The organism is Herbaspirillum sp. GW822-FHT03A08, assembly GCF_058801885.1.
On record NZ_JBXANR010000001.1, the window covers coordinates 766,802 to 786,521 of the forward strand.

Here is a 19,720-nt window from a genome sequence, read left to right on the forward strand (position 1 = left end):
GCAGCCCTGCCTTGTTTCAGTTAGTGCACATTTGGTACGCCGCTTGGGCGTACCCGGGGCAGTACTGAATACTGATTACCAGATTGCCTTGCCGGAGCTGTCCTTGACATTGGCTTTCCAGGAATCTTCAACCAGCTTGGTGACCGATGTTGGCAGTGGCACGTAGTCCAGATCGGCAGCAGCAGCGCCGCCGTTCTTGTAGGCCCAGTCGAAGAACTTCAGGACTTCCTTACCCTTGGCGCCGTCAGCAGCTTGTGCCTTGTGCAGCAGGATGAAGGTTGCGCTGCTGATAGGCCAGCTGTTCTTGCCGGCTGCATCAGTGAAGTCAACTGCGAAACCTGGAGTCTTGGCCCAGTCAGCAGCAGCAGTAGCTGCCTTGAATGTCGCGTCGTCAGGCGACACGAAAGTGCCGTCCTTGTTCTTCAGCTGGGTGTAATTCAGCTTGTTCTTCTTCACGTAAGCGTATTCGACGTAGCCGATTGCGCCCTTGACCTTTTGCACGTTGGCTGCAACGCCTTCGTTACCCTTGCCGCCCACGCCGACTGGCCACTTGACTGCTGTACCTGCGCCGATCTTGGACTTGAAGTCAGCGTTAGCCTTCGACAGATAGCTGGTGAACACGAACGATGTGCCCGAACCGTCGGAACGGTAGACCACAGTGATGTCTTCTGCCGGCAGCTTGACGCCTGCGTTCAGCGCAGCGATTTCAGGAGCATTCCACTTGGTGATCTTGCCCGAGTAGATGTCGCCCAGAACTTGACCGGACAGTTTGACCTGGCCTGGAGTAGTGCCGTCCAGATTGATGACCGGCACGACGCCGCCGACCACTGCTGGGAATTGTGTCAGGCCGTCAGCGTCGAGTTCAGCTTGCGACAGCGGAGCATCGGATGCGCCGAAGTCGACAGTCTTTGCCTTGATTTGCTTGATGCCGCCACCGGAACCGATGGATTGGTAGTTCAGGCTGTTACCAGTAGCAGCCTTGTACGATTCTGCCCATTTGGCGTAAATCGGGTACGGAAACGATGCGCCTGCGCCGGTGATTTCTGCTGCATGTGCTGCTGCAGAAAACGCGACCGTGCCGCACACTGCTACCGCAACAGATTTAAGAATGTGATTAAACCCCATGTCTTGCTCCTTTGTTTGACGAGATAGTTTGTCGAAGAACCCATTTCATAAAATGCCGTCTCATGCGTAAGGCCTTCCTGACTGAACGGCCCATTTATGGAATGAGTTCCAGGGACGGGGTGAACTTTAACCAGCAAATGTGACGAGTTTATGACCCACACTTGTCACGAAGGAAAAGGATTCGATTTCTTTTTGACAACATCCGCAGGGGATGGCGCTCAGAGTAAAATCGTAGAGAAATAAATAATTTCCATGCGGAAACGCAGTCACATCAAGGGCGCGGGCGTTTGTGACAAAGCCCGGCCGGCTTGTCATTAACTTGTCATACAGCCGCCCTACACTGCGAAAAAATTGCCAGGGATACAGGAATAACGCATGACCAGAAAAACGAAGCCGGAAGACAGCGCTCACACAGAAATCAATCCGACCGCCATTTATCTCAATCGCGAACTGTCACAATTGGCATTCAACCGCCGCGTTCTGGCTCAGGCGGAAAACAAACAAATCCCCCTGCTCGAGCGTCTGCGCTATTTGTGCATATGCAGCAGCAACCTCGATGAATTCTTCGAAGTCCGCATCGCCAGCCTGCTGGCCAATCGCATCGAGGGCGAACATATCGATCCGCCCGAACTGAGCGCCGCGCTGGAGCGCACCAGTATCGAGTGTCATCAGATCGTTGCGCGCCAGTACGAATTGCTGAACAAGGACATCCTGCCGCAGCTGGCCAATAAAGGCATTCATCTGCTGCGCCATGAAGACCGCAACGACGCCCAGCGCGCCTGGGTCAAGCAGTACTTTGAACAGAACGTGCGCCCGCTGCTGACGCCGATCGGCCTCGATCCGGCTCACCCTTTCCCGCAGGTGCTCAACAAGAGTCTGAATTTCATCATTGAGCTGTCCGGCAAGGACGCCTTCGGCCGCGGCACGGCGATCGCCATCGTCAAGGCGCCACGCGTACTGCCCCGTGTCATCCGCTTGCCTGACGGCCTGTCGGATCAGAAAGGCGTGTCGTTCTGCCTGCTGTCGTCGGTCATTCACGCGCATATTGCCGAATTATTTACCGGCCGCGAGATCGTGGCTTATTCGCAGTTCCGCGTCACGCGCAACAGCGATCTGTGGGTCGACGAAGAAGAAGTCAAGAACCTGCGCCAGGCTTTGCAGACCGAATTGCAAAGCCGCCAGTTCGGCGTCGGCGTGCGTTTGGAAGTGGCCAGCAACTGCCCGGAACATCTGGCGCAGTTCCTGCTGAATCAATTCTCCATCGAGCGCAACCGCCTGTATGCAGTCAAGGGTCCGGTGAATCTGGTGCGCCTGTCGGAGCTGGTCGACCTGGCGTCGGTGCCGGCGCTGCGCTTCCCGCCGTTTTCGCCAACGCTGCCGCCGAACCTGCAAAACGAAAACATTTTCACGGTGCTGAAAAAGCGCGACGTGCTGCTGCATCACCCCTTCCAGTCGTTCCAGCCGGTGGTGGATTTCATCCGCACCGCAGCGCACGATCCGAACGTGGTGGCGATCAAGCAAACGATTTACCGCACCGGCATGAACTCCGACCTGATGGAGGCGCTGATCCATGCCGCCCAGCGCGGCAAGGAAGTCACCGTCATCGTGGAACTGATGGCGCGCTTCGATGAAGAAGCCAATATCAACTGGGCCGTGAAACTGGAGCAAGCCGGTGCGCAAGTCGTCTACGGCGTGGTGGGTCTGAAGACTCATGCCAAGATCGCGCTGGTGATCCGCCGCGAAGACAACGCCCTGCACTTCTACGCCCACCTCGGCACCGGCAACTATCACCCGACCACCACCAAGTTCTATACCGACTTCGGCCTGCTGACTTCGCATCGTGAACTGACTGCCGAAGTCAACGAAGTCTTCATCCACCTGACTACGCTGACCAAACCCCGCACCCTGAACCATCTGTGGCTGGCGCCGTTTTCGCTGCAAAAGGAAATCATCCGCGCCATCCGCAACGAAGCGCTGATCGCTCGTGAAGGCCGCCCTGCCCGCATCATTGCAAAGATGAATGCGCTGCTCGACGAGTCGGTCATCCGCGCGCTGTATGCAGCATCGGCCGACGGCGTGAAGATCGACCTGATCGTGCGCGGCGCCTGCGCGCTGCGCCCTGGCGTGGCGGGCTTGTCGGAAAACATCCGCGTGCGCTCTGTGATCGGCCGCTATCTGGAGCATTCGCGCATTTATTATTTCCGCAACGATCTGGCGCATGACGTGTATTTGTCGAGCGCCGACTGGATGAACCGCAACCTGTTCCGCCGCATCGAAGTGGCCTTTCCGATTCTGGACAAGGCGCTCAAGAAGCGCATCATCAGCGAAGGACTCGATCCTTATCTGAAGGACAATACCAATGCATGGCATTTGAACTGTGACGGGGTGTACGTACTCAAAAAGGCAAGCTCGCGCCAGGCCGCATTCAGCGCACAGGCGCATCTGATGAATACGCTCGGCATCGCGGCGCCGCTGGCCGAAGAGTGACGGCCCCCCATTGAGCAGAATCCACCAATCAACCAGAGGCGAGTCCCCATGGAACTGATTTTATGGCGTCATGCAGAAGCGGAGCTAGGCGAACCCGACGAGGGCCGCGCCCTCACCGGCAAAGGCCACAAGCAGGCATGGAAAATGGCCGACTGGCTTGATCGCAACCTGCCGGAAAGCTGCCGCATCCTGGTCAGCCCCGCCACACGCACCGTACAGACCGCTGAAGCGCTGGGACGCAAGTTCAAGATCCACGCCGACCTAGCGCCCGACAGAAGCCCGGAAGACCTGCTCGCCGCCGCCAACTGGCCCGACAGCCGCGAACCGGTGCTGGTCATCGGCCATCAGCCGACGCTGGGCCTGGTTGCGGCGCAACTGATCGGCGGCATGCAGCAGGAATGGTCGATCCGCAAAGCCAATGTGTGGTGGATCGCTCAGCGTGAACGCGGCGACATCACCACCAATTATCTGCGCGCGGTGATGGCGCCGGACTTGATCGCCAAGTAAGCGTAAAAAAAATTGCCTGATACAAAGACGCCGGGCTGCTGAGAATATCAGCAGCCCGGCGTCTTTTTTACTTCCGTATCGGTGCCGCTATTGCCTGCGGCGCCGAGGTTCGCGACCTCAGTTCAATCGGAACGAACTCACCGCACCGGCCAGACGAATCGCCTGTTCTTGCAAGGACTGCGCGCCCGCTGCCGCCTGCTCCACCAGCGCGGCGTTCTGCTGCGTGGTTTCGTCCATCTGCGTGATCGCCTGATTGGTCTGGTTGATGCCCTGGCTTTGTTCGCGGCTGGCGGCGCTGATTTCCGCCACGACTTCACTCACCCGCTTGACGCTGTCGACCACTTCACGAATCGTCGCACCGGCCTGCTCAACCAACTGGCTACCCTGCTCGACCTGGTCAACCGAGTCGCCGATGAGCACCTTGATTTCCTTGGCGGCCGTGGCTGAACGCTGGGCCAGGCTGCGCACTTCGGAAGCCACTACGGCGAAACCGCGGCCCTGCTCGCCGGCACGCGCCGCTTCCACGGCGGCATTCAATGCCAGGATGTTGGTCTGAAAGGCGATGCCATCAATCACGCTGATGATGTCGACGATCTTTTTCGACGACTCGTTGATGGCGCCCATGGTATCCACCACCTGACCGACCATGTCGCCGCCGCGGGCGGCAATGTCGGAGGCGGACGCGACCAGCAGATTGGCTTCATGTGCGTTGTCGGCATTGTTCTTGACGCCGGCGGTCAGCTCTTCCATGGCGGAAGCAGTTTCTTCCAGCGAGCCTGCCTGCGCTTCAGTGCGTGCGGACAAATCACTGTTGCCGTCAGCGATCTCGCGCGATGCCTCCTTGATGGTGTCGCTGGCTTTGCGGATATCGAGTAACACCGCCGAAATCTTATCGACGAACTGATTGAACGCCAGACCGATCTGCGCCAGCTCGTCCTTGCCGCTGGCGTCCAGGCGGCGTGTCAGGTCACCGTCGCCGACAGCGATTTCACCCAGCGCGTTGCGCACCAGCGCCAGGCGCTGCAAGGCCCTGGCGATCAGCACGCTCAGCAGCAGACAGACCAGCGCGGTCACCACCAGTGCGGTCGCCGCCGATGAGCCCAGCATTGCCTTGAGCGGCGACGTGGCGTCGGCACGGTCAAGCACCACCACCAGCAGCCAGTCGGTGCCGGCAACCTTGGAGACATAGAGCATGCCATCACGGTCGTTCAGACGGACTTGCTTGCTCTGACGCGTGCTTTCAACTTCCGTCAGCGTCTGCACCGACAGATCCTTGTCGAGATCGGCAATCGGCTTGAGGGTCAGTTTGGTGTCCGGATGAGCGATGATCTTGCCCTTGCTGTCGACCAGAAAGGCGTAGCTCGCCGGCGTCGGCTTGATCGCCACGATAATGCGCACGACTGTGTCGAGCAGCACATCTGCTGCCGCCACGGCTTTGGTCTGCCCGGTCGGGCCGATGGCTTCGGCAAACGTCACCAGCAGCCTGCCGGTGCTGGCGCTGGTGTAAGGTGACGTCACCACCGGACCGGCCATCTGCGAGGCCAGCGTATACCAGGAGCGTTTGGTCGGATCATAATCCGGCGCACGCGTACGCTCCTGCGAAAAAACCGTGTGCTTGTCGGCATAGCCGATGTAGGCCAGATCAAAGCCTCCGGCCTGTTCCGCGGACTTGACGAACGGCAGCGGCTCAGCCGCATCGACCGCCTGCTTGATGGAAGTCACCACCGCCTTCTTCGACGTCACCCATTCTGCAATGGTTGCCGCGTGACTGTCCGACAACTGGCGTGTCTGGCTGTCGAGCGAATCCAGCATGCGCGATTTGCTCGTCAAAAAATTGGCGCCGATGATGGCGAGCATCGCCAGCACGACAACCGATACGCACAAGGCGATCAGGCGCATACGCAGTGTGGAAAAAAACATGTTCCTACCCTCGAAGAAAGTTGTAGCTTGTATGTGGTAAATCTGGTGTTCCGGTATTGCCCGGCGGACATTACCGGCGCAACTTGTTAAAAAAGCCCGCAGACCGGAAGGCCTGCGGGCTTTGTCTGCGTCGTCACGACAACCGCAGATTAAATGAGGATTGTGACCTCGCCGTTACGCAAGGATGGGCATCAGAACTCTTCCCAGCTTCCTTCGTCTTGTGTTGCAACCGGTTTCTTCGGCACAGCGGGAGAAGTCTTCTTGCGTGCAGCAACCTGTTTAGCGACAGCAGGCTCGGCTTGCAACTCCAGCGGAGGATTGACCGTCTTCAGCATCGACGGCACGACGCTTGCCTGAGCGCCCGATGTTGCCATCACGGCGTTATCGACCTTGAACACGGCAACCGCACGCGCCAGCAAATCGGCCTGCTCTTGCAGACTTTCCGCGGCAGCGGCGGCTTGCTCCACCAGCGCGGCGTTTTGCTGCGTGATTTCGTCGATCTGCGAAATGGCGTTGTTGACTTCGGCAATACCGGCGCTCTGCTCTTTGCTGGCGGCGGTGATCTCGCCCATGATGTCGGCCACGTGTTTGACCGAGGTCACGATCTCGCTCATGGTCACACCAGCCTCATCGACCAGCTTGCCACCGGCATCGACCTTGCTGACGGAGTCGCCGATGAGTGTCTTGATTTCCTTGGCGGCAGATGCGGAACGCTGCGCCAGGCTGCGCACTTCCGATGCCACCACCGCAAAGCCGCGGCCTTGCTCACCGGCGCGTGCTGCTTCGACAGCCGCGTTCAGCGCCAGGATGTTGGTCTGGAAGGCAATACCGTCGATCACGCCGATGATATCGACGATCTTGCTGGAACTGGCCTTGATCGAACCCATGGTTGCCACCACATCGCCGACCACCTTGCCGCCCTTGACCGCATAGTCGGAAGCCGACATCACCAGTTGATTGGCCTGATGCGCGTTCTCAGCGTTCTGCTTCACCGTCGATGTCAGTTGCTCCATCGAGCTGGCGGTTTCTTCAAGGCTGGAAGCCTGCGACTCGGTGCGGTTGGACAAGTCGGCATTACCGGTGGCAATTTCTTGCGATGCGACCGCGATGATGGCCGCGCTTTGCTTGATCTCGTTCACGGTCGACGCCAGCTTGGTTTGCATGGCGTTGAGCGAATGCACCAGTTGGCCTGCTTCATCATGGCTCTTTTCTTCCACGATGGTGGTGAGGTCGCCGCTGGCGATAGTCTCGGTGATCCTGCCGGCGCGTTGCAATGGTGCAGTAATGGTGCGCGTGATCGACCAGGTGAAGAAAGCGCCCAGCAGCAGCGTCACGATACCGATGACGACCATGCTGATCTGGCCGGTGTGATAACTTGCCTGAAAGGCAACGTAGGCGGCCGACATGTCTTCTTGCTGATAGCTCGCCAGGGCGCCGACGCTGGCCATCCACTTGTCATACGCAGGCAGGAAATCGCTCTTGAGCAATTGCGCGGCATCGAAGTAGTTGCCGCCGCCGACCATCTCGCGAATTTTTTCCACGATGGGGAACAGCACCTTGCGCTCGGCCGTCGAAGATGCGAGCAAGGCCTTGCCCTTATCGGTCGAAGTCAGTTTGGTGAGTTGTCCTTCAAAGCCGGCATAGGCTTGCAGAATCTTGGTCAGGCGTTGATTTTCCTGCTGGCCTTCGGCGGCATCGGTAGGCGTGACCACTTTGCGTAACGCGAGCGCCAGCGCACTGCCGGATTCGCGCATGCTCATCGCCGCGGTCATGCTGGCGACTTTCTGGTTGATGATGTATTCGCTGCTGGCGCCCATTTCACTCATGCGCCACAGACCGTTGAACAGGATCGCCGCTGCACAGAACAAGACGAGACAGAATCCCAATGCAAGGCGCGCACCGATTTTGATATTCGAGATCATAACCACTCAACTTCCCCTGATAAAAAACTGCCGTCCCTGAAGGTGCAACTTGCCAGATCGTTCGCATCGCGGCGAACGGCCTGTCACATGATTCTCAGCAGGATTCGTGCCTGCCTGCAATATGTTTGATTGTACGTGTTCCGAACTTATTTTTCTTGTCGCAGGGCAATTAAAATCAATTGAAGAAATGAAAAAAGACGCGGCAACCGATGCGCCTGCGTCTCTTCTTAGGATGGCTGGAGATGATCGATACACGCGGCGGTGCGTCCGTTCGCGGCAAATGCTCCACTGACCATTTTCATTCAATAATGACCCGTGGCCGCATCTTAGATAAGTGGCGAAAAGTAGGCCAATGCTTTGTGCGCATGCAACTATACGGTTTTCGCATAATCATCTGAAAAGGCCTTCCGGCGCTCGATTGCAGCCCGCAGAAGATGACCGGATGACATCATTTTCTGCGGTGTCTGCAAACGCGGCCGACACTGCGAGCGGCCTAAAATTCTTCCCAGTCGTTGGCGTTGCCATTGGCTTCCGCGGGCTTTTTGGCGAATGCGGCGGCCGGCTTAGGCAAGACTTTCAGCGACGGCGCGACGGTCTTTTTTAGCGGCATGGATGTGGCGGCGACGGTTAGCCTCCGGGCAGGCTCAGCGGACAACACAGCCGGTGTCGCTGCATGGCGCTCGGCCGGCGTGATCTTGAACACGCTGACCGCCTGCGCAAGAATGTCGGCTTGTTCCTGCAGGCTCTCGGCAGCGGCAGCGGCCTGCTCCACCAATGCGGCGTTCTGCTGCGTGATTTCATCCATCTGCGTGATGGCGCGATTGACCTCTTCGATGCCGACGCTTTGCTCTTGGCTGGCGGCGGTGATCTCGCTCATGATGTCGGCCACATGCTTGACCGAAGTCACGATCTCGCCCATGGTGGCGCCGGCTTCATCCACCAGCTTGCCGCCGGCGTCGACCTTGCCGACCGAGTCGGTGATGAGTTCCTTGATCTCTTTTGCGGCCGATGCCGAGCGCTGCGCCAGGCTGCGCACTTCGCTGGCCACCACCGCGAAACCACGGCCTTGTTCGCCGGCGCGTGCGGCTTCCACCGCAGCGTTTAGCGCCAGGATATTGGTCTGAAACGCGATGCCGTCAATGACGCTGATGATGTCGACGATCTTGCCGGAGCTTTCCTTGATCGACCCCATGGTCTGCACGACGCTGCCCACGACTTCGCCGCCCTTGACCGCCAGTTCCGACGCCGTGGTGACGAGCGAGTTGGCCTGGCGCGCGTTGTCGGCATTCTGTCGCACGGTGGAAGTCAGCTCTTCCATCGAGCTGGCGGTTTCCTCCAGGCTCGATGCCTGCGACTCGGTGCGATTGGACAGATCGGCATTGCCCATGGCGATCTCTTTCGACGCCACGTGAATCACATCGATGCTGGTGCGCACGTCGCCGACGATATGCACCAGGCTGCCGGTCATGTCGTTGAGCGCATGTAGCAGTTGCGCCGACTCGTCGCTGCCGACCACGACCGCGCGCGACGTCAGGTCGCAGGACGCAACCCGTTGCGCCATGCTCACCGATTCTGAAATCGGCACCGTGATCGAACGCGACAACATGGTGCCGATCCATGCCGCAAACAAGGCCAGCGCACTGATGCTTCCCAGCACCCAGATTTCATTGCGGCGCAACTGAGCGGTCTGCTGGCCGAGCGTGCTCTCCAGGCTCGCAATCACGACATCGACCACTTTGAACTGGGCGTCGATGGCCTCAGTGAATTTGGCGAAATATTCTTGCGAGGGAAAATCCAGCGTCTCCGGTTTGAGCACTTTCTCATCCGCCAAGGTAATGGCGCCGCCGGCAAGCTGTCGGGCGCTGTCGACGGTGGCGCCCAGACTGTCCTTCAATGACGTATTGATCAGGAACGCTTGCTGGAACAATTTGTCGGCCTGGCGGAGGCGTTCCTGCCCTGCCTGGCTCGGGCGAATCACGCCCAGTTTGTCTTCTTGCGTCGCGGTCTGTTTGGTCAGGATGGCGGCGCCGCGTGCGCGGGTTTTTCCCAACTCTTCCGTCAGCAGCGGCAGCGCGACGAACGCGCCGGTGATGAGCTTGGAACTATCGAGGTCGGCATCCAGGCTGAGCTTGAAATCATCGAGTATCAGATCATTGATCTCGAACAGCCTGGCGATCTGGTCGCTGTGCACGGCGAAACTCTGCGGTCCCGTTACCTGTCCGCCGCCGATGCCGTCGCGCAAACCGTTCCAGGCAGTCTGCACGGCCGCCAGGTTCTTCTCGATGGCGGGATTGCGCGCACCATTCTTGCGGAGCTCTTCAGACAGAGTCTGGAAGGCTTTGTCGACTTCCTGCGCCTTGCCCAGACGCTGTGGCGCAATCCCCGCATTGCCGCCGATCAGCACCGCCGACATGCCGCGATGCTGCTGCATCAGCTGCATCGTGCGCAATAAGGCGCGCGCCGGATTGACGCCCCGGATTTCCAATTGCTTGTGCGCAATGATGCCTTCGGCGCTGCTGATATACAGCGCGGTCGGCACGCCAAACAGCACGATGCCGATCACGCCCAGCAAGGCGAATTTTTTCCACAATTGCAGGCTGGCAAACAGGTTTCTCATTACATTCCCCCTTCATTTCCCCAAGGCACGGCGGCAACCGGTCAGAACGTCAGTGGCCCGCATCGTATCGACGGGTCATCATCACGTTTTATACCGGAATAGCGGTATTGCAAATAAATCTACTCGGGGAAAAAGAACGCAAGAACCATACCGATGCGTATGGATAACGGGATTCAGATGGGAAAGGAAAAACAGGCAGGTAAAAGTAGTGCTGAGCAGCGGATCGGAAGTCGCCCGCGGGCAACAAAAGCAAGGCAGGAAATCGAGAAAATACGGACAGTATTGCACCGACAAAACTGTCCACCAGGAAACTGCAACCTCGTCAGAACACGGCGGATATGTCCTGATCAGGCAACATCCACCACATCGGCCAACCCTGCAGGCGCCACGCTGCGCGCGTAATGCAAATGCTGCAGGAATTGCTGTGTGGCGGCATCCCACGAGTAAGTCATCGCATGCGCGCGTACGTCATCGCGCGACAGGTGCAAGGCATCCATGCAGGCCACGTCGAGATCCTCGTGCAGGGAGCCTGAGAAGCCGTTGGAGACCACGTCGATCGGTCCTTCGACCGGATAGGCGGCGACCGGTACGCCGCATGCCATTGCTTCCGCCAGCACCAGACCGAAGGTATCGGTGCGGCTGGGGAAGACGAACACGTCGGCGCAGTTGTAATACGCCGGCAATTCATCATGGCCCTTGGCGCCGAGAAAACGGACATGCGGATAGCGCTGCTCCAGTTCTTCGCGTTGCGGCCCGTCACCGATCACCCATTTGGAACCGGGCAACTCCAGCTTGAGGAAGGCTTCGATATTCTTTTCGACCGCCACGCGGCCGACGTACAGAAACAGCGGACGCACGATGCAGGCATGATCTTCCGCCGCCGGCTTGAAGTGCTCGGTATCGACGCCGCGGCCCCACAGCGCCACATTGCGGAAACCGTGTTCTTCCAGTGCTTCCTTCATCTTCGGCGTCGGCACCATGATGGCTTTGGACGGTCCGTGGAACCAGCGCATCAGGCGATACGTCAGCGCCTTGGGCAACAGCTTGCGCGCGCTCAGGTATTCCGGAAAACGCGTGTGATACGCGGTGGTGAAATCCAGCTTGTTCTTGAGGCAGTAGCGGCGCGCCGCGAGGCCCATGGGGCCTTCAGTCGAGATGTGGATGCAATCCGGTTTGAACGCATCCAGCGCGGCGGCAATCTTGGCATACGGCTTGTAGGCCAGCCGTATTTCGGGGTAAGTCGGGCAGGCAAACGTGCGGAAATCGCGCGGCGCCAGCATCAGTACTTCATGACCTTTGTTTCGCAGGCAATTCTGGGTTGCCCGTAGGGTGTTGACTACGCCATTGACTTGGGGTTCGCCCGCGTCGCTTACGATGGCAATGCGCATAAATCTTCTACTCCGGCTAATTTGGAACTCTTCTTCAACTGCATGATTTCGCCCCAGGTCACCAGGCGCAATTCGCCGGAGGGATCTTCGACCAGGGCCGACAGGCTTTCCACCCAATCGCCGTCATTGCAATACTTGATACCGTTGATGTCGCGGATTTCCGGTTTGTGGATGTGTCCGCAGATCACGCCGTCGAGACCCTTTTTGTGGGCTTCGGCGGCCAGTGCGTCTTCAAACGAGGTGATGTAATTGACCGCGTTCTTGACCTTGCCCTTGAGGTACTGCGACAGCGACCAGTACGGTAATCCTGCACGCGCGCGCCAGCTGTTGAACCACTGGTTGAACTTGAGGATCATGGTGTACAGGTTGTCGCCAACGTAGGCCAGCCACTTGGCGCATGCGATGACGCCGTCGAAACGGTCGCCGTGAATGACCAGCATGCGCTTGCCGTTGGCCGTGGTATGGATCAGTTCGTCGCGGATCTTGATGCCGCCGAAATCGAGGTCGATGAACTGACGGACGACTTCATCATGGTTGCCCGGCACGAAGATGACGTTGGTGCCCTTCTTGGCTTTCTTGAGCACCGTCTGCACGACGTTGTTGTGGCTTTGTTCCCAGTACCAGCGACGCTTGAGCTGCCAGCCGTCGATGATGTCGCCCACCAGATAGAGCGTCTCCGATTCGGTCGCACGCAAAAACTCAAGGAGTCTTTGCGCCTGGCACCCCGTCGTGCCGAGATGCACGTCGGAGATCCAGATTGTCCTGAAACGGAGGGGATCGCGTTTCATTCCCAGAGAGGCTTCTACACCATCGTCATCCAGAAACTGATCGCGTGGTTTCATACGGCTCTCGTTTCTTTCAGGTAGTGTTTGGCGTAGCGGCTGTCCAGTTTCGCCAGCGGCAACAACAGGAAAAAATCTGCCGAGTGGAAATCAGGATCCCAGGCCGGCTCGCCGCACACCCATGCGCCGCTGCGCAGGTAACCGCGCAACAGTGGCGGCACTTGCGGTTGGTGACCGGCTTCACGCTCCTGGATCGGGAACGCCGTATGCGGCGTCACGCTGTAATCCGGCGGCGCCATGTTGTTTTCTCTGAAAGCGTGATACAGCGCTGCCGCATTGTGACCGCCATCCGCGAGACTGACGCTGGCGCAACCCATCAGGTAGTCGCAACGTTCCTTGCGCATGAAGTCGGCAATGCCGGCCCACAGCAACATGATGACGGCGCCGCTGCGGTAATCCGGATGGATGCAGGCGCGGCCGGCTTCGCAAATGGAGTTGCGGATATTGTCGAGGCGGCTCAGGTCGAATTCCTGTTCCGAGTAGAATTTGCCCATGCGGCGTGCTGCATGCGGGCTCATGACGCGGTAGGTGCCGACCACGCTCAGTGTTTTGTTGTCGCGTACGATCAGGTGATCGCAGTAGTCGTCGAATTCATCCTTGTCCAGACCTTCGGCGTTGGCCAGAGCGGACAGGTTCATTGCTTCGATGAAGACTTTGTAGCGCAAACGTTGTACTTCGCGCACCTCTTCCGGCGTGCTGGCGAGACTCAATGACAGTTTGGAAAAACTCGGGTTAGCATCTGCTGGAGTGGTGAGCAGTCTCATGCATCGTCCTTTTTCAGTTGACAACGATGCAGAGCGTAACTGTCGATTGTTTCAGGCAAATGACACATGACCGCCGCATGGCAAGCCTGCAACACTGCCGCCGAATCCCTCCTGCAACGGCGCTGTCAGCCTCCTGCAAGGAAATGATGTGAACTTTATAACGAACGTCTCCGTCGAACCGAAGCTGCCGATTCTTTCGGCCTACAGGATAGGAAGATAAAGATATGACTGAAGATGAAATTCGTCGCAATGCTTTCGCCATGCCGATTCACAATCCGGCATTTCCACCCGGTCCTTATCGCTTCGTTGACCGTGAGTTTCTGATCATCACTTATCGCACCGATCCGGAAGCGCTCAGAAAGATCATTCCCGCCCCGCTGCAATTCGTCGAGCCCATCGTCAAGTTTGAATTCATCAACATGCCGGACTCGACCGGCTTCGGCCACTATTGCGAATCGGGCCAGGTGATCCCGGTGACGCTCAACGGCGTTGCCGGCGGTTACGTGCACAGCATGTATCTCAACGACCATCCGCCGATTGCGGGCGGTCGCGAACTATGGGGCTTCCCCAAAAAGCTCGGCAGTCCCGAGCTGCGCGTGCACACCGACACGCTGGTCGGCACGCTCGACTACAGCGATTTTCGCATTGCCACCGGCACCATGGGATTCAAGCATCGCTCGCTCGATCATGAGGCCATTGCGAAGACGCTGGGGTCGCCGAGTTTTCTGCTGAAGATCATTCCCCACGTCGACGGCACACCGCGCATCTGCGAACTGGTACAGTACAGTCTGTCCGACATCACCATCAAGGGCGCCTGGACCGGCCCCGGCGCACTGGAACTGCATCCGCACGCGCTGGCGCCTGTCGCCGACCTGCCCGTGCTGGAAGTCATATCGGCCGTGCATATTTTGTCTGACCTGACCCTGCCCCTGGGCACGGTTGCTTTTGATTATCTTGCTAAATAAAGGAACGTCATGCTACTCGAAAATAAAGTCGCCCTGATCACAGGTGCAGCCAGCGGTATCGGCAAGGAAATCGCCATCGAATACGCCAAGGCCGGCGCCAAGGTCGTCATCGCCGATCTGGCGCTGGACGCCGCCAAAGCCACAGCAGAAGAGATCACGAAAAGCGGCGGCACCGCCATGGCCGTCGCCATGAACGTGGTGGACGAAGCGCAGGTCGACAAGGGCATCGCCGACGCGGTTGCCGCTTATGGCACGCTCGACATCCTGATCAGCAATGCCGGCATCCAGATCATCGCCCCGATCGTCGACAGCACCTTGGACAACTGGCGCAAGATGCTGGCGATCCACCTCGACGGCGCCTACCTGACCACCCGTGCAGCAATGCGCGCGATGATCAAGGCTGGCAACGGCGGCTCGATCATCTACATGGGTTCGGTGCACTCGCACGAAGCCTCGCCGCTGAAGGCGCCATACGTCACCGCCAAGCACGGCCTGATCGGCCTGGCCAAAGTCGTCGCCAAGGAAGGTGCAAAGGACAAAATCCGCTCCAACGTGATCTGTCCGGGCTTTGTCCGCACACCGCTGGTGGAGAAGCAGATTCCGGAGCAGGCCAAGGAACTGAACATCAGCGAAGACGACGTGATCAAGAAGGTCATGCTGAAGGATACGGTTGACGGTGAATTCACGACGACTGCGGATGTGGCGCAGACGGCGGTGTTCCTGGCGGCGTTTCCGACGAATGCGCTTACCGGGCAGTCGGTGGTGGTTAGCCATGGGTGGTTTATGCAGTAAGCGTCGCGAGCGCTTGTTGCTTGGGATGCAAAAAGCCGCCTGTTTGGGCGGCTTTTTTTATGGTCTGTATTTGTTTTGTTCCGACTTGGTTTTACGGGTAGCTTCGATTTTTCTTTCTTCGATCAAGCTTTGCCGAGGGCGGCCCGGCAGCCGCTCACTTTCTTTGCTTCGCCAAAGAAAGTGAGCAAAGAAAGGAGTGGAGCACGGCTCCAACTGCTCGCCTTCGGCATCGCACTGTCACACGTGCGTCGACGATTTTGAGGCCGTCGTCCCAGCAAACGCTGGGACCCAGTTTTTGCTCACTTTTCTTGGCGGAGCAAGAAAAGTGAGCGGCTGCCGGGCCGCCCCCGGCGAATGGTTGATCGAAGAAAGAAAAGATGAAGCCAGAGAAGAAGTAACGTCGGAACAAAACACAAACAACAAACAACTACCCTTCCAACTCCCCAACCCACTCCCCATCCACCATCTTAGGAAAAACCTTCACCAACACAATCTTCGGCCCCTTCATCTTCACCACCACGATGTCAAAAGCAGGGAACTCCACCTTCTGCCCTTCCTTAGGCACCTCACCCAGCTTCTCCATCACCAGACCACCCACCGAGTCGACGCTCTCGTCATACTCAAAGTCAATGCCCAGCATATGCTCCAGCGTGACGATAGGCAGACTGCCCTTGCCCAGCAAAGTGCCGTCGTCCTGACGCGTCCATTCGTTATTGGTATGACGGAATTCGTCGCGAATCTCGCCCACCAGCACGCTCAGCAGATTGTCCAGCGTGATGAAGCCCAGCGGCGGCTGTCCCTGGCGGCCGATGATCGCGAAGTGCGGCGTGCCGGTACGGAAACGGCGCAGCAATTCTTGCGCCGACAAACTCGGTGAGATGTATTGCACCGGACGCAGATACAGACGGAGATCGGCCACCGCCTTGCCATCCTGCTGCGCGATGAAGACGTCCTTCAGATGCAGCAACCCCAGCACTTCCTGACGGTCTTCATCGAAGTAGGGATAACGGCTGAAACGGTTGCGGTAAATGATCTCCAGATTTTCTTCCTGCGTATTGCCGGCGCTCAGCGCAATGATCTCGTTGGCGGGACGCATCAGGTCCATCACCTTCAGATCGCCGAAGTCGAGCGATTGCGCCAGCACGTTCCACTCGTCGCGGGTGAACTTGCCTGCCGCCTTGCCGCCGCCACGCAAGATGAGTTTGATCTCGTCCGATGAATAGTGCGAATCGTGGCCATGCGCGTCGCCCAGGCCGGAGATGCGCAGCACCCAGTTGGCGCTCAGGTTCAGCAGCCAGATCGCGGGATACATCGTCCAGTAGAAACCGTACAGCGGCATCGCGCACCACAGGCCGACACGCTCCGGGTTGCGGATGGCCATGGACTTCGGCGCGAGTTCGCCGACGACGATGTGCAGGAATGAAATGATGACGAAGGCAAAGACGAAGGAAACACCGTGAATCAACTCCGGCGACGTCACGCCGAGTAGCGCAAACAGCGGTTCCAGCACACGCGCAAAGGCGGGCTCGCCGATCCAGCCGAGACCCAGCGACGCCAGCGTGATGCCCAGTTGGCAGGCCGACAGATAAGCGTCAAGTTGATTGTGGACAGTGGCCAGGATGCGTCCGCGCAAACCTTGCGTCTTGACGATGGCTCTGATGCGAGTCTGGCGCAGTTTGACCAGACCGAATTCTGCTGCGACGAAAAAACCGTTCAGCGCGACCAGAAAGAGGGCCGCGACGATCAGTAAGATGTTTTCCAACGAGGGTACCTATTGAGTAGTGAAGAAATTACGGATGCTGAAGAACAGCTAACAAAACAGCGCGAAGTCCGCCGGGTGGAACCGCGGATGCGCAATGAAGAAATCGCAAACGGGAAAAACTGCGAAAGTTTTGTTAGCTGCTCTTGCCTGTTGCTGCAAGCGCAAGACGTAATTTACCACGACCACAGGCGTTGTCAGAAAACGATGTCAATCCGGCAAGCCGGATTGACGAGGCATCAACAATCAGCGGCGCAGCTCCGGCGTGATGAAACGCAGGCCCAGCACCACATAGCGGCCTTGCGTCTCGCGCCCGAAGGTGTTGCCATAGGTCAGATCCATTTCGACATGGTCCGGCACCAGCTTCGCGCGGATACCCGCCTGATAGCCGGGCTTGCCCTTGTTCTCGCCAAAGACTTCGCCGATGAGCGACAGCCTGTCCATCAGGCGCGTCTCGTTGCCCAGACCCCAGGTCAACCGCGTGGTTTGTTCCTTGCCCCGGTGGTTGAAACCGAGATTGGTATGCAGCAGCAGCGCGTCGTCCTTGAACGAGAACGAAGTCAGCAGCTTGGAATAGTAATTCCACGAGCGCTGGCGCACGCCGTCATTGCCGTCGCCGCTGTCGGTCTGGCGCACCACGCCGCCGAGCATACCGACGCCATAGCTGTTGGCCGACATTTCCTTGAATACTGTTTTACCCTGCAACTGGCTGTTCGAGAGATACATGCCGTTGGCATCGCGCTGCCACGAATTGCCCCAGGAAATCTCCAGATTGCCGGTGAGGTTGCACGATGGATTGAGCCAGCGCTCGGTGCCGTCGCGATTGAATTTACCCCAGGCTTCCAGCTGGCATTTGTTGGCGTCGAGCACCTGCGCGTCGTCGACATTCATTGCACCGGCAGCGTATGCCGACTGCACCCCCAGCAATCCATGGACGGCCATGGTTGCGATCATGATTTGTTTTTTCATGTGTTGCCCCGTCTTCAAAAATCTGACGCTGCCATCGGAAGGCAACGTCCGGCGTGATGCTAGCACCATGCCTCCGACGCGGGCAATCAGAAATCGAACACGAGCCGGAGATTTTGAAATACGAGGGCGAAATAACCACAGTGACATGCCTCCGTCACACTTCCGCATACGCAGAACTGTGATGGAAGCATGCTGAAATTGCTGTGTTGAGAGTGCTTATCGTTTACGAGTAGTGAGACCGACTCAACGTTTGCGCGGACGCGCGGGATCAGGCAAACCGCACTTCAAAAATTCACCGCGGCCGATTGCGCCTTGCGGATCCTTGCCGTCATACACCACCTCGCCGCGCGACAGCGTGGTCGTGGGCCAGCCGGTGACCATGACGCCTTCGTACGGCGTGTAGTCGACGTTATGATGCAGATCGGCATTGGCGATCACGACTTCCTTGTGCGGATCCCAGATCGCGATATCGGCATCGGCGCCGATGGCGATGGTGCCCTTCTGCGGATACAGGCCGTACATCTTGGCCGGATCGGTCGCCGTCAGTGCGACAAAGCGGTTGAGATCGATACGGCCTTTGCCCACGCCTTCCGAAAACAGCAGCGGCAAACGCGTTTCCAGCCCTGGCGTGCCGTTGGGAATGTAGCGGAACGGCACCTCCTTCCCGCCCGGCATCTTGCCCTTGGGATCGGCATAGCGAAACGGTGCATGGTCCGATGAGAACACCGTGAACAAGCCGTTGGCCAATCCATCCCAGATGTGTTGCTGGTTTTCCTTGTCGCGCGGCGGCGGGCTGCAGATGCACTTGGCGCCGTGGTAGCCTTCCTGATCGAGATCGTCTGCCGTCAGCATGAAATACTGCGGACAAGTTTCGGCGTAGATACGCAGGCCGTGACCGTGCGCCCAGCGGATCTGCTCGATGGCTTCCTTGCCCGATACGTGCACGATCAGGATCGGCACGTCAACCAGTTCTGACAGCGCGATCGCGCGATGCGTGGCTTCCCGCTCCACCAGCATCGGCCGTGAAGTCGCGTGGTACTTCGGCGCCGTCAGGCCGGCGTCTTCCAGTTGCTCGGTGAGCCATGCAATGCAGTCGGCATTTTCAGCATGAATCATCACCATCGCGCCTTCGCGCCGTGCAATGGCCAGCACGTCGATGATCTGGCGATCGTTGAGTTTCAGATCGTCGTAGGTCATGTAGATCTTGAACGAGGTGTAGCCTTCGCTGATCAGTTGCGGCAGCTCTTCCTTCAAGACCTTTTCGGTCGGGTCGCTGACGATCATGTGGAAAGCGTAGTCGATCACCGCCTTGCCCTCCGCGCGGCGATGATAATCCTCCACCGCAGCCCGCAGAGACTGGCCCTTGGCCTGCGCGGCAAACGGAATCACCGTCGTGGTGCCGCCGCAAGCTGCCGAAATCGTGCCGCTGCGAAAATCGTCGGCCATCTCCAGCCCTTCTTCCATCGGCTGGTCGAGATGGCAATGGCTGTCGACCCCGCCCGGCAACACCAGTTTGCCGGCCGCATCGATTTCTTTCTTGCCGGGAGCAAGATTGCGCCCCAAAGCGACGACCTTGCCGCCCACGATGCCGACATCGCACTGCATGATGTCGGATGCCGTAGCGACGGTGCCGTTGCGGATTACCAGATCAAAGTCTTCCATA

The 19,720-nt window shown here is 58.5% G+C and carries 14 protein-coding genes; 4 read left to right on the forward strand and 10 right to left on the reverse strand.

The annotated features are described in order from the left end of the window. Window positions 1-75: 75 nt before the first annotated feature. Window positions 76-1,125: a phosphate ABC transporter substrate-binding protein PstS gene (gene pstS / locus AC1RN6_RS03580; RefSeq protein ID WP_493003068.1), complete on the reverse strand. Its 1,050-nt coding sequence runs from the start codon at window positions 1,123-1,125 to the stop codon at window positions 76-78. A 375-nt stretch (window positions 1,126-1,500) separates the two neighbouring features. Between pstS and ppk1 the strand changes: the two genes are divergently transcribed. Together ppk1 and AC1RN6_RS03590 are read left to right on the forward strand one after the other, a co-directional pair. After that, window positions 1,501-3,612: a polyphosphate kinase 1 gene (ppk1, locus tag AC1RN6_RS03585; RefSeq protein ID WP_493003070.1), complete on the forward strand. Its 2,112-nt coding sequence runs from the start codon at window positions 1,501-1,503 to the stop codon at window positions 3,610-3,612. Between the two features lie 48 nt (window positions 3,613-3,660). Then, window positions 3,661-4,119 (forward strand): SixA phosphatase family protein, encoded by a 459-nt coding sequence (locus tag AC1RN6_RS03590; RefSeq protein ID WP_493003072.1) that lies wholly within the window; start codon window positions 3,661-3,663, stop codon window positions 4,117-4,119. A 117-nt stretch (window positions 4,120-4,236) separates the two neighbouring features. Here the strand turns inward: AC1RN6_RS03590 and AC1RN6_RS03595 are convergent, their stop codons facing one another. The 6 genes from AC1RN6_RS03595 to AC1RN6_RS03620 form a co-directional block, all read right to left on the reverse strand. Further along, window positions 4,237-6,039: a methyl-accepting chemotaxis protein gene (locus tag AC1RN6_RS03595; protein ID WP_493003074.1), complete on the reverse strand. Its 1,803-nt coding sequence runs from the start codon at window positions 6,037-6,039 to the stop codon at window positions 4,237-4,239. A 191-nt stretch (window positions 6,040-6,230) separates the two neighbouring features. Beyond that, window positions 6,231-7,961 (reverse strand): methyl-accepting chemotaxis protein, encoded by a 1,731-nt coding sequence (locus AC1RN6_RS03600; RefSeq protein ID WP_493003076.1) that lies wholly within the window; start codon window positions 7,959-7,961, stop codon window positions 6,231-6,233. Window positions 7,962-8,454: 493 nt separating this feature from the next. Continuing rightward, window positions 8,455-10,578, reverse strand: a complete 2,124-nt coding sequence (locus AC1RN6_RS03605; RefSeq protein ID WP_493003078.1) for a methyl-accepting chemotaxis protein — start codon at window positions 10,576-10,578, stop codon at window positions 8,455-8,457. 347 nt (window positions 10,579-10,925) lie between these two features. Next, the gene (locus tag AC1RN6_RS03610; RefSeq protein ID WP_493003080.1) at window positions 10,926-11,966 is read right to left on the reverse strand and encodes a glycosyltransferase family 4 protein; all 1,041 of its coding nucleotides are present in this window, start codon (window positions 11,964-11,966) and stop codon (window positions 10,926-10,928) included. Continuing rightward, entirely contained in the window at window positions 11,948-12,808 is an 861-nt protein-coding gene (locus tag AC1RN6_RS03615; RefSeq protein WP_493003082.1) for a UDP-2,3-diacylglucosamine diphosphatase, read from the reverse strand. The genes AC1RN6_RS03610 and AC1RN6_RS03615 overlap by 19 nt, the downstream gene beginning before the upstream one ends. Beyond that, window positions 12,805-13,572, reverse strand: coding sequence for a GNAT family N-acetyltransferase (locus AC1RN6_RS03620; RefSeq protein ID WP_493003084.1), 768 nt, complete (start codon window positions 13,570-13,572; stop codon window positions 12,805-12,807). The genes AC1RN6_RS03615 and AC1RN6_RS03620 overlap by 4 nt, the downstream gene beginning before the upstream one ends. Before the next feature lie 224 nt (window positions 13,573-13,796). Between AC1RN6_RS03620 and AC1RN6_RS03625 the strand changes: the two genes are divergently transcribed. Together AC1RN6_RS03625 and AC1RN6_RS03630 are read left to right on the forward strand one after the other, a co-directional pair. Beyond that, a complete protein-coding gene (locus AC1RN6_RS03625) occupies window positions 13,797-14,537 on the forward strand; it encodes an acetoacetate decarboxylase (RefSeq protein WP_493003086.1) in 741 nt (246 codons plus the stop codon). Between the two features lie 9 nt (window positions 14,538-14,546). Continuing rightward, window positions 14,547-15,329: a 3-hydroxybutyrate dehydrogenase gene (locus AC1RN6_RS03630; protein ID WP_493003087.1), complete on the forward strand. Its 783-nt coding sequence runs from the start codon at window positions 14,547-14,549 to the stop codon at window positions 15,327-15,329. A gap of 427 nt (window positions 15,330-15,756) precedes the next feature. Here the strand turns inward: AC1RN6_RS03630 and AC1RN6_RS03635 are convergent, their stop codons facing one another. The 3 genes from AC1RN6_RS03635 to hydA form a co-directional block, all read right to left on the reverse strand. After that, window positions 15,757-17,091 (reverse strand): hemolysin family protein, encoded by a 1,335-nt coding sequence (locus AC1RN6_RS03635; RefSeq protein WP_493003089.1) that lies wholly within the window; start codon window positions 17,089-17,091, stop codon window positions 15,757-15,759. 243 nt (window positions 17,092-17,334) lie between these two features. Continuing rightward, the gene (locus tag AC1RN6_RS03640; protein ID WP_493003091.1) at window positions 17,335-18,057 is read right to left on the reverse strand and encodes a PA4824 family protein; all 723 of its coding nucleotides are present in this window, start codon (window positions 18,055-18,057) and stop codon (window positions 17,335-17,337) included. A 243-nt stretch (window positions 18,058-18,300) separates the two neighbouring features. Further along, window positions 18,301-19,719 (reverse strand): dihydropyrimidinase, encoded by a 1,419-nt coding sequence (hydA, locus tag AC1RN6_RS03645; RefSeq protein ID WP_493003092.1) that lies wholly within the window; start codon window positions 19,717-19,719, stop codon window positions 18,301-18,303. Window position 19,720 lies beyond the last annotated feature (1 nt).